This is a genomic window from Actinotalea sp. (genome assembly GCF_035443605.1).
Lineage (GTDB): Bacteria > Actinomycetota > Actinomycetes > Actinomycetales > Cellulomonadaceae > Actinotalea.
Map to the genome: position 1 here is coordinate 26,277 of NZ_DAORSQ010000005.1, position 10,554 is coordinate 36,830.

Annotated in this window: 9 protein-coding genes, 1 tRNA gene and 1 pseudogene; 1 reads left to right on the plus strand and 10 read right to left on the minus strand. The window is 75.6% G+C overall.

The window, feature by feature from the left end; all coding sequences use genetic code 11:
• The 10 genes and pseudogenes from PKY62_RS01325 to PKY62_RS01370 all read right to left on the minus strand — a co-directional run.
• Nucleotides 1-197 (minus strand): annotated as a pseudogene (locus tag PKY62_RS01325) (GNAT family N-acetyltransferase); the annotation flags it as partial.
• 44 nt (nt 198-241) lie between these two features.
• The gene (locus PKY62_RS01330) at nt 242-1,840 is read right to left on the minus strand and encodes a DUF4153 domain-containing protein (RefSeq protein WP_324534079.1); all 1,599 of its coding nucleotides are present in this window, start codon (nt 1,838-1,840) and stop codon (nt 242-244) included.
• A gap of 168 nt (nt 1,841-2,008) precedes the next feature.
• Nucleotides 2,009-3,160, minus strand: a complete 1,152-nt coding sequence (locus PKY62_RS01335) for a D-alanyl-D-alanine carboxypeptidase family protein (RefSeq protein ID WP_324534081.1) — start codon at nt 3,158-3,160, stop codon at nt 2,009-2,011.
• A gap of 191 nt (nt 3,161-3,351) precedes the next feature.
• On the minus strand, nt 3,352-3,690 hold the full coding sequence (locus PKY62_RS01340; RefSeq protein ID WP_324534083.1) for a P-II family nitrogen regulator: 339 nt from the start codon (nt 3,688-3,690) through the stop codon (nt 3,352-3,354).
• Nucleotides 3,687-4,976 (minus strand): ammonium transporter, encoded by a 1,290-nt coding sequence (locus PKY62_RS01345; RefSeq protein ID WP_324534084.1) that lies wholly within the window; start codon nt 4,974-4,976, stop codon nt 3,687-3,689. Before PKY62_RS01345 ends, PKY62_RS01340 begins: the two co-directional genes overlap by 4 nt.
• Before the next feature lie 159 nt (nt 4,977-5,135).
• A tRNA-Thr gene (locus PKY62_RS01350) sits at nt 5,136-5,208 on the minus strand.
• A 109-nt stretch (nt 5,209-5,317) separates the two neighbouring features.
• A complete protein-coding gene (locus PKY62_RS01355) occupies nt 5,318-6,856 on the minus strand; it encodes an alpha/beta hydrolase (protein ID WP_324534086.1) in 1,539 nt (512 codons plus the stop codon).
• A 77-nt stretch (nt 6,857-6,933) separates the two neighbouring features.
• Entirely contained in the window at nt 6,934-8,070 is a 1,137-nt protein-coding gene (locus PKY62_RS01360; protein WP_324534088.1) for a DNA polymerase III subunit delta', read from the minus strand.
• Nucleotides 8,067-8,804, minus strand: coding sequence for a dTMP kinase (gene tmk / locus PKY62_RS01365; RefSeq protein ID WP_324534090.1), 738 nt, complete (start codon nt 8,802-8,804; stop codon nt 8,067-8,069). Before tmk ends, PKY62_RS01360 begins: the two co-directional genes overlap by 4 nt.
• A 58-nt stretch (nt 8,805-8,862) precedes the next feature.
• A complete protein-coding gene (locus PKY62_RS01370) occupies nt 8,863-9,870 on the minus strand; it encodes a Gfo/Idh/MocA family protein (RefSeq protein ID WP_324534091.1) in 1,008 nt (335 codons plus the stop codon).
• 73 nt (nt 9,871-9,943) lie between these two features.
• On the opposite strand from PKY62_RS01370, the gene PKY62_RS01375 reads away from it, so the two are divergent.
• The coding region (locus tag PKY62_RS01375; RefSeq protein WP_324534093.1) for a PfkB family carbohydrate kinase at nt 9,944-10,554 on the plus strand (611 nt) is incomplete at its 3' end.

Here is a 10,554-nt window from a genome sequence, read left to right on the forward strand (position 1 = left end):
TGCGCGTCGCTGCGGACGAGCACGGTGGCGACCACCGCGACCCGCGCACGCTCGTCCAGCGCGGCGAAGCCGCCGGCGGCCTCGACCGCTGCCGTCTCGGCGGGGTAGGCGACCGCGAGGTCGTCGTACATCGCCCGGCGCAGCGCGACGGCGACCGCGTCGTCCCAGTCCACCCGCCCCACGCTCAGCCTGGCCACGGGCCGAGCGTAGCGACCCGTGGCCGGGTGGGGCGGGACGGCGCTCAGAAGCCGTCGAGCCCCGGCCGCTCGCAGCCGGCACCCGGGCCGAACCCGGGCAGGTCCGCGTCGGCCAGCACGTCCGCCGCCCGGTCACGGCCGAGGTTCCAGCCGGCCCAGCCGGGGTCCGGGTCCACGCGGGCGCAGGTCAGCAGGCGCGAGCGCCACGGCTCGTCGGTCTCGGCCATGGCCGGGACGGCGTCGGCCGAGAGCCCCTGCAGGTACCCGACGTCCAGCGCGACGGCGAGGTCAGCCGTCGTGTTGTGCCGCACGATGAGCGCGTCCGGGTTGACCGCCGCCAGGACGAGCGTCGCGACGGCGACCACCTGGACCACCGCGCGCGGCAGCCACGCACCGCGCCAGCGGACCCCTGCTGCCATGACGAGCACGAGCACGACGGCCATCGCGACCTCGGCCACCACCACGAGCACGCGCAGCCGTGTCAGACCGAACGCCTCGACGTACAGGTCCATCCGGCGCAGGGCCGAGGCGACGACGCCGAGCGTGCCGACGCAGAGCACCGCGAGCGCCACGCCGGTCTCCCACCGGTCCCGCGCCGTCCCGCGCGGCGCGCGCCGGGCCGCGACGCCGATGACCACCAGGGTCAGCGCCGTCACCGCGACGAGCTGCGCGAACCCCTCGCGCGCATACGTGGCGTAGCTGAGGCCCGCCGTCGCCAGGACGTACCGGTGCCCGCCCACCAGCGCGCCCACCTGCACCAGGACGAAGGCCACCACCAGGGCGTCCAGCGCCAGCACAGGCAGCAGCCACTCGGCGCGGCCGGCGGGGCGGCCGGGCGGCGGGCCCAGCGCGGACCAGCCCGGGGGCGCCGCGGCGAGATGGGCTGCGGTCAGCGCGACGAGCAGCACGAGGAGCCCGACCACCACCCGACCCGGCAGCAGGTCGGCCTCGAGGCGGGCCAGGTAGCTGGCGAAGACCGCATCGGCGCTGGCGAAGAGGAGCCCGAAGACGGTCAGCAGCACGACGGTCACAAGCACGCTGCGCCCCATCCCCAGGAGGCGGCCGCGGCGGCTCCCGGCGAGGGCACCGATGCCTCGCCCCACCCAGCGCGTGGCACGCAACGCGCCGAGCAGCCAGCTGAGGCCACCGAGCAGCACCGCCGGGGCCGAGCGTGCGGAGGTCACGGCCATCGCGCCGACCCCGGCCGCGGTCAGCAGGCTCAGGGCGACCACCCAGCCGGCGTCCCGAACCGCGAGGACCCCGACGAGGGCGACGGCCAGCGCCAGGGACACGAGGTCACCCACGGCGTGCCGCCGGACCATCGCCGGGGTGGCGAGGGCCGCGACGAGCAGCGCCACGACGGCGACGCCGAGCCCCGGTCGGTGCCCGACGACGAGCGCGCCCCCGGCCACCCCGACCGCGAGGCCACCCACCAGCACGGGTGCGGTGATGGGCTCCCGCTCTGCCCAGAAGGCGCTCAGCGCCCTGGTGAGGGGGCTCGGGGGGCGCGGCGGCAGCGCCGTCGCGGCGGGCCGCAGCGCCGTCGCGGGCGCCGGTACGGCCGGGACGGGGGGTGCGGGTGGCGGTCCCGCCAGGGCCGTCGAGGACTCGGAGGAGGGGCTCGGCACACCGTCGTCGGTCATGATCGACACGTTAGGGACCGGCGGCCCCGGCGTCCGCCGGTCGGGGTGCAGGTCCCGTGCAGGTGGACGTCGCGGCGTGGAGGTTCGGTGCACAGCACGCGCACAGGTGCCGCACCCGCCGGCAGCGGCCCGGGCACACCCGGCGGCACGCCGTCGAGGCCAGGCAGCTCAGCCGACGAACTCCCAGTGCCACGGCTCGGGCGGCCCGCCGCCACCCGGGCCCATCGCCGCCGGGTGGTGCCAGCCGTAGGTCGCGGCGTGCTCCGCCAGCCAGAGGTACACCGGGGCCGAGTACTGCCCGAGGGCGCCGGCGTCGGCGAGGTCGACCGCCAGGCCGATGCCGTGCATCGAGGTGCCGGGTACGGCCGCGAGGCCGCCGCGGGCCGCCCGCAGCGCGACCTGCTCGGCATAGGTGCGGTAGCCGCTCACCACGCCGAGGTCGCGACCCGTGTCCGCCCGGTAGGCCGCGGCGAGGAGGTCGAGGGCCGCGGCGGCCGAGCAGTCCAGCAGCACGGCGGGGGCGGTCTGCGGCACGCACAGCTCGTCGAGCGGGACCGAGCCGTTGGGCTGCCCCCAGCGCGACGTCCCCGTGACCCTCGCCATCCCCTCGGGTCGCTCCCCCGTGTCGAGCGGCAGCAGATCGGCGGGCAGGACGGCGGCGAGGGCGGTCGCGTCAGCGAGCAGCAGGTCGAGCACCGCGAGGTCGCCCGCCGGCACACCGTCCGCCGCAGCGATCCCGACGCCAGCAGGGTCGTCGCCCTCGCGGGCCAGGGCGAAGACCTCGGACGCGAGGTCGCGCAGGCGCTCCGCCGCCGCGAGGTCGTCGAGCAGCGTGGGCTCCGCGACCGACGCCGGCCCGACGGACCGCAGCGCGCCGGCGCGGAACGCCTCGGGCGTCGGTGCCGCACGGACGAGCAGCAGGAGCGTCCCACGGCGCGCGACCAGCTGGGCCCGCACGTCGGCCGGCACGGGCGCGGGGGACGTCAGGGCCGCCTGCACCGCCACGAGCGCCGCCCTGGCGGCGGCGACGGACTGCTCGTGCCGACCGGTGGCGACCGCGACGCCTTCGAGGGTCAGCCGCGCCTCCGCCGCCTCCTGCGAGCGCGCGGGCCGCAGTGCGGCGACGGCAACGCTCGCCGGGGCGATCCGCAGGGCTGGTGCTGCGGCCGTGACGGACCCACCGGTGGGGGCGCCGGAGCCAGGCGCCGTCGGGCCGGCCGCCAGGGCGCTGAGCCCCGCCAGCCCGATGCACAGGGCGAGGACCCCCGCGCCGGCGGCGCGGCCGCGCACGGACCTCGCGCGGCGGTCTGGCAGCGTCATGGCACCGTCCTTGCTGCCGCCGGGCCGACGTCCTCGCTGGGCGTCATGCCCGGCAGGGTGAGGCAGACCTCCACGGTGTCACACGTCCGGCGAGTGCGACACCCCTGCGGGCGCCGGGGACCGGGTGACGTCGGGGCACGGGGCGCGGCGGGCGCTCGACCCGACGGGGCACCGCAGCGGGGCCTTCGCGGTCAGATCGCGGACTCGCCCCGCTCGCCCGTGCGCACCCGGACCACCTCCGCGACCTCCTGCACCCACACCTTGCCGTCGCCGATCTTGCCGGTGTGCGCCGCCGCGACGAGCGCGTCGAGGGCAGCTGCCGCGTCCGCGTCGCTGACCAGCACCTCCATCCGCACCTTGGGCACGAAGTCGATCGTGTACTCCGCGCCGCGGTAGACCTCGGTGTGCCCGCTCTGGCGGCCGTAGCCCTGGGCGTCCGAGACGGTGACGCCCCGCACGCCCACGCGGGCGAGCGCCTCGCGCACGTCACCGACCTTGAACGGCTTGACGATCGCGGTGATGAGCTTCATGAGGAGACCCTTCCCAGGCTGGACGTCGCGGTGAACTCGTAGGCGGACTCGGCATGCTGGCTGGCGTCGAGGCCCTCGGCCTCCGCGTCTGGCGCGACCCGCAGCCCCATCGTGGCCCGCAGCACCCACGCGATGGCATAGGTGGCGCCGAAGGCGAAGGCCGAGGCGGCCAGGACCCCGATCGCCTGCCGGCCCAGCTGGGTCGGCCCGCCGCCGAGCAGCAGGCCCTCGTGCACGACGGCGGGGTTGACGGCCGCCGCGGCCAGCAGGCCGACGAACAGCGTGCCGACCACCCCGCCGACGTAGTGGACGGCGACGACGTCGAGCGAGTCGTCGTACCGGAAGCGGAACTTCAGCCGGATGGCGAAGAGGCACACGACGCCGGCGGTGGCGCCGAGCGCGAGGGCGGGCAGGGGCGAGAGGTACCCGGCGGCCGGTGTGACGGCGACGAGGCCGGCCACGGCCCCGGAGGCGCCCCCGAGGGTGGTGGCCTTGCCCGTGAGGCGCTTCTCCACCGCGAGCCAGCCGATCATCCCGCCGACGCCCGACAGGTGGGTGGCGAGGGCCGCGCTGGCCGCGAGGTTCCCGGCCGAGAGCGCAGAGCCGGCGTTGAACCCCAGCCAGCCGAACCAGAGCAGGCCGGCTCCGAGGAGGGTCAGGGGCAGGTTGTGCGGCGCCATCATCTCGCGCGGCCAACCACGGCGGTTGCCCAGCACGAGGATGAGGGCCAGGGCCGACGCCCCGGAACAGATCTCGACCACCGTGCCGCCGGCGAAGTCCAGCACGCCGAGGCGCTGGAGCCAGCCCTCGGGCGACCACGCCCAGTGCGCGATGGGCGCGTAGACGAGCACGGACCAGATCGCGATGAAGGTCACGAAGGAGCCGAACCGCATCCGGTCGGCCGATGCGCCGCTGATGAGCGCCGCGGTGATGATCGCGAACATCATCTGGAACGCGACGAAGGCCAGCGGCGGGATCGTGAGGTCCATCCCCGGCACACCGACCTCGGCGTCGCGCAGCCCGACCATGCCCAGCCCGCCGATGAGCCCACCCCCCGCGTCGTGGTCGAACGCGAGGGAGTAGCCGACGAGCACCCAGGTGACGGAGACGACGGCGATCGCCACGAAGCTCTGCATGATCATTCCGAGCACGTGCTTGGCGCGCACCATGCCGGCGTAGAAGAACGCCAGGCCGGGCGTCATGAGCAGCACCAGCGCGATGCACACCAGCACCCACGCGGTGTCGCCGGGCTCCACCTGCGCGGCCGGGGCCAGGACGGGCGTCATCGTCGTTCCTCTCGCGCGGCGGGCGAGGCCGTCCGGGACCGCGCCGCGCGTCAGGGTACTCGCGCCGCCGCTCCGCGCGCGGTCCGTCCCGCGGCGGGGCCGCACCCCCGCCGGGACGACGACGGGCCCCCACCGTGAGGTGAGGGCCCGTGGCTCCGGAGCCGCCTATCAGAATCGAACTGATGACCTTCTCATTACGAGTGAGACGCTCTACCGACTGAGCTAAGGCGGCGGTGCCTGCCGCACCGGGCGGGGTGCGACGAGCGGGGCCTACTGTACCGACCACGCGCCGCGCCACCAAAGCGAGTCCGCGCGGCCGGGCGGCGGGAGCTCCCGCGAGGTCAGCAGACCAGGCCGTCCTGCGGCATCTCGCCCTGCAGGAGGTAGGTCTCCACGGCGTCCTCGACGCACTCGTTGGAGCGCCCGTACGCGGTGTGGCCCTCGCCCTGCCAGGTCAGCAGCTGCCCGGAGTCGAGCTGGTCCGCCAGGGCGACGCTCCACTCGTAGGGGGTCGCCGGGTCCCCCGTGGTGCCGACGACGAGGATCGGCGCGGCGCCCGGTGCGGCGATGGGCGCCCGCTCGACCGTCGACTGGAACGGCCACGCCTCGCAGCCCAGCGCCATCGCGAAGTCCTCCCCGAAGGTCGGGGCGACGGCGGACACCTCCTGCGCGAACGACACCATCTCGTCGAACTCGCGGACCTCCGTCGGGTAGTCCAGGCAGTTGATCGCCGGGAAGGCGACCATGGAGTTGGACAGGTACTGCCCGTCCGGCGTCCGCTCGAGGTAGATGTTGGCGAGCTGGAGCAGCACCTCGCCGGTGTTCTCCGTGATCGCCTCGGCGAGCGCCTGCGTGAGGTAGGGCCAGGAGCCGTCGTCGTACAGCGTCACGACGATGCCGTAGAACGCGAGCGTGCTGTTGAGCGTGTAGCCCTCGCCCGCGGCGAGCGGCTCCGCCGCGATCCGCTCGATGAGCTTCGAGATCTGGGCCAGGCCGTCGTCGACCGTCCCGGTGAGCGGGCAGCCCGCGCCGGCCTGGCAGTCCTCGACGTAGGCGCGCAGCGCGTTCTCGAAGCCCACCGCCTGGCCGACGACCAGCTCGTCGTTGGTCATCGACGGGTCGAGCGCGCCGTCCAGCACGAGGCGGCCGACGTTCTCGGGGTACAGCCCGGCGTAGGTGGCGCCGAGGAACGTGCCGTAGGAGAAGCCCGTGTAGTACAGCTGCTCGTCGCCGAGCACGGCGCGCAGCAGGTCCATGTCCCGCGCGGCGGAGACCGTGTCGACCTCGCCGAGCAGCGCACCGGTCGCCTCGAGGCAGCCCTCGCCGAACACCCGGGACATGTCGCGCGCGGCGTCGACGTCCGCCTGGCTCTCCAGCGGCACGTCGGCGATGAGGTACGCGTCGACCACCGCGTCGTCCCCGCAGCTCACGGCCGAGGAGCCGGCGACCCCGCGCGGGTCGAACGCGACGACGTCGTAGGCATCGAGCACGTCCTGCCCGAGCACGCCGGTCACGGCGTAGTCGAGGAACTCCACGCCGGAGCCGCCCGGGCCGCCCGGGTTGATGAGCAGGGACCCGATCCGGTCCGCCGCGTCGCCGGTCGAGGCGTGGCGCTTGACGGCCAGGTCGATCGAGCCGGCCTCGGGTGCGTCCCAGTCCAGCGGCGCGACGACCGTCGCGCAGTCGTAGCCCTCGCCGCACGCGGACCAGGCGACCTCCTGGGCGTACAGGCTGTCCAGGTCCTGACCGGCCTCGGCGGTCGGCTGCTCGGCGTCGCCCGGCACGGTGGTCTGCTGCTTGGGCGCGAGGCACCCGGAGAGCACGACGGCGCTGACGGTGAGCAGGACGGCGGGGCTGCGGAGCTTTCTGGCGGACGGCACGGACCAACGGTAACCAATGCCGGGCGCGGCTCGCCCCGGGCCCGGCGCGCCGCTGGGCGGCGGCACCACCCTCGCGGTCAGCCCTGCGGACGGAGCGCGACGGCCATCGCCTCCATGGCCAGCAGCGGTGCGACGTTGCCCGCGAGCCTCGTCCTGGCCTCGCCGATCGCGTCCATCCGCCGGACCGTCTGCTCCGCGGAGCTCGCCGCCGCGAGCTCGACGACGTCGGCCCGCTGGGCGGTGTTGACGAGCTCGACGTCGGCCCCGAGCTGGACCACGAGCACGTCCCGGTACAGCGAGAGCAGGTCGAGCAGCGAGCGGTCGAGCACGTCGCGCTGCGCCCGGGTGGCCCGACGCTTCTGACCCTCCTCGAGCTGACGCACCTGTGCGCGCAGGCTCGGCGGCAGCGTGCCGCCGCCGTCCGCACCCAGCGTGTGCAGCAGCGCGGCCTTCTCCGCCGCGTCGCGGTGCTCGGTCGCGGCCTTGGCCTCTGCCGTCGCGACCTCGACGAGGTCGGCCGCCGCGAGCACCGCGTCGCCCACCCCGCGGATGGTCGCGGCGAGCTGCAGGGTGCGGTCCCGCCGCTCGCGCGCCGCGGGGTCGCGAGCGAGGCGCCGGGCCAGCCCGATGTGGCTCTGCGCGGCGCGCGCCGCGGCGTCGGCGACCTGCGGGTCCACCCCGTCGCGTGCGACGAGCAGCGCGGCGACGTCGGCCACCGGCGGGATGCGCAGAGCGACGCCCCGGCACCGCGACCGGATGGTCACGACGACGTCCTGCGGGCTCGGGGCGCACAGCAGCCACACCGTGCGCGGCGGCGGCTCCTCGATCGCCTTGAGCAGCACGTTCGAGGTGCGCTCGACCATCCGGTCCGCGTCCTCGAGGATGATCACCCGCCAGCGGCCCTGCGACGGCGAGCGTTGGGCCACGCCGATGAGGTCACGGACCTCCTCGATGGTGATGGTGACCTTCTCCGTGGCCACGACCGTGACGTCCGCGTGGGTGCCCGCGATCGTCGTCGTGCAGGCCTGGCAGTGCCCGCAGCCGCCCTGCTCGCACTGCAGCGCCGCAGCGAACGCGCGCGCCGCCGTCGAGCGGCCCGAGCCGGGCGGACCCGTGACGAGCCACGCATGGGTCATCGCCTGCGGGTCGAGGCTCGCGGCACGCAGCACGCCCACGGCCGCCTCCTGGCCGACGACGGCGTCCCAGACGCTCATCGCGACGCGCCTGTCGGGTGGGCGGCGGGCGCTGGTGCGGGCTCGACGACGAGGTCGGCGACGGCGTCCGCGGCGTCGGTCCGCGCGAGCAACGCCTCGACGCGGGCGCGGACCTGCGCCGCGATCTCCTCGACCGAGCGCGACGCGTCGACGACGAGCCAGCGCACCGGGTCCCCGGCCGCGCGCTCGAGGAAGGCGCGGCGCGTCCGCGCGTGGAACTCCGCCCCCGCGCGCTCCAGCCGGTCGGGGCTGGCGGTCAGGCGCGCCAGCCCCACGGTCGGGTCGAGGTCCAGCAGCACGGTGAGGCGGGGCAGCAGGCCCTCGGTGGCCCACAGGGAGAGCCGCTCGACCTCCTGCGCGCCGAGCGCGCGGCCGTCGCCCTGGTAGGCGACCGACGAGTCGAGGTAGCGGTCGGTGAGCACGACGGCGCCCCGCGCGAGGGCGGGGCGGACCACCGTCGCGACGTGGTGCGAGCGGTCGGTCGCGTAGAGCAGCGCCTCGGTGCGGGCGCTGACGTGGTCCCCGTGGAGCACCGCGGCACGCAGCTCGAGCCCGAGGGTCGTGCCGCCCGGCTCGCGCGTCGCCACCACCTCGCGACCCTGGGCGGTGAGCCAGTCGGCGAGCAGTCGGATCTGGGTGGACTTGCCGACGCCGTCGCCACCCTCGAACGAGATGAAGACGCCGCGCGCGGGCGGGCCCGCGGGGGTCTCGGGCAGCACCGCGTCGTCGGTCACGGCGTCAGGCTACTGGCCCCCGCCCACACCGTCGGGCGCCGCCTGCTCGCGCCCGGGCTCACTCGCCCGGGTAGACCACACCCACCTGGCGCCGCACCTCGTCCATCGTGCGCATCACGGCGAGCGTGTCGTCCCAGGTCATCCGGGGGCTCTGGGTCGCACCCTCGGCGACCCGCCGGGCCACCTCGGCCACCTCGTACTGGAACCCGCCGTCGATCTCCCGGTCGTAGGCCCACCACGTCCCGTCGTCACGGACCACGGTGAAGGAGGTCGGCGCGTAGAAGCTCCCCGCGACCTCGATCCGTCCCTCGGTGCCGCAGACCACGGCCGTCGTCGCCGTCTTGGACCACAGCGTCGTGTGCAGGCTGGCCTGGGCCCGCTCGCCGTAGCCGAACGCCATGGTGATCTGCCCGTCGACCCCCGTCGCGGTCAGCGAACCGGTGGCGTGCACGGTGTCCGGGATGCCGAGCAGGTCGTGCGCGAGGCTCACCGGGTAGACCCCGAGGTCCAGCAGCGCGCCGCCGGCGAGGTCGTGGTTGTGCAGCCGGTGGGTCGGCGGCAGGTGGTTGAAGGACTGGCCGTGGTCGGCGATGAGGGCCACCACCTCACCGATCTCCCCCCGGGCGATCACCGCGCGCAGCGCCGCCATGTGCGGCAGGAACCGCGTCCACATCGCCTCCATGACGAAGACCCCGGCGGCCTCGGCTGCCGCGAACACCTCGAGCGCCTCGGCGGTGTTGCGCGCGAAGGCCTTCTCCACCAGCACGTGCTTGCCGGCGGCGATCGCGAGCAGCGCGTGCTCCCGGTGCATCGAGTGCGGGGACGCGACGTAGACGGCGTCCACCTGGGGGTCGGTCACGAGGGCCTTGTAGCTGGAGTGGGTGGTCGGGATGCCGTGCTGCGTCGCGAAGCGCTCGGCGCGGTCCCGGTTGCGCGAGCCGACGGCGACCAGCTGTGCGCGCGTGTGGTTGTTCACGGCGTGGGCGAAGGTGTGGGCGATGCCCCCCGGGGCCAGGATCCCCCATCGGATCGGCGGGGCGGAGCGCGGGTCCTCGACGTGGGTCATGGGCTCACGGTAGTCCCGCGCGGGGGTCGGGGCGGGGCCGGCCCGCATCGGGAGCCAGCCCTAGGCTCGGGGGGTGACCACGTCGCCGTCTGGCCCCCGGGTGCTGGCCTGCGGGCTCGCGACGCTCGACGTCGTGCAGACGGTCGGGCACGTGCCGTCGGCCAACGAGAAGCTCGTCGCGCAGGGGCTGCTGGTGGGAGCGGGCGGGCCCGCCGCCAACGCCGCCGTCACGGCCGTAGCCCTCGGCGTCCCGACGCGCCTCGTGACGCGCATCGGCGGGGCGGCGCTGGGCCGGGTGGTCACGGCGGACCTCGTGGCGCGCGGCGTCGAGGTGATCGATCGGGCCGGCCCCGACGACGCCCCGGCCGTGTCCACCGTGCTCGTGACCCGCGCGACCGGGGAGCGCGCCGTCGTCTCCGTCAACGCGACCCGCGGCGGGGGCACCCGGCCCCCCGATACGGCGGGGAGCAGCGATCGGGACGCCACGGTGTCGGCGTTCGACGGTGTCGCGGCCGTCCTCGTGGACGGGCACCACCTTGACCTCGCCCTGGACGTCGCCCGCACGGCCCGGGGCCGCGGGGTCCCGGTGCTGCTCGACGCCGGCTCCTGGAAGCCGGGGCTCGAGGCGCTGCTCGGCCTGGTCGACATCGCCCTGCTGTCCGAAGACTTCCGCGTGCCCGAGGA

Excerpts from the sequence above, each read along its gene's own strand:
- PKY62_RS01330 (WP_324534079.1), bottom strand. The coding sequence starts at position 1,840 with ATGACCGACGACGGTGTGCCGAGCCCCTCCTCCGAGTCCTCGACGGCC.
- PKY62_RS01335 (WP_324534081.1), bottom strand. The coding sequence starts at position 3,160 with ATGACGCTGCCAGACCGCCGCGCGAGGTCCGTGCGCGGCCGCGCCGCC.
- PKY62_RS01340 (WP_324534083.1), bottom strand. The coding sequence starts at position 3,690 with ATGAAGCTCATCACCGCGATCGTCAAGCCGTTCAAGGTCGGTGACGTG.
- PKY62_RS01345 (WP_324534084.1), bottom strand. The coding sequence starts at position 4,976 with ATGACGCCCGTCCTGGCCCCGGCCGCGCAGGTGGAGCCCGGCGACACC.
- PKY62_RS01360 (WP_324534088.1), bottom strand. The coding sequence starts at position 8,070 with ATGAGCGTCTGGGACGCCGTCGTCGGCCAGGAGGCGGCCGTGGGCGTG.
- PKY62_RS01370 (WP_324534091.1), bottom strand. The coding sequence starts at position 9,870 with ATGACCCACGTCGAGGACCCGCGCTCCGCCCCGCCGATCCGATGGGGG.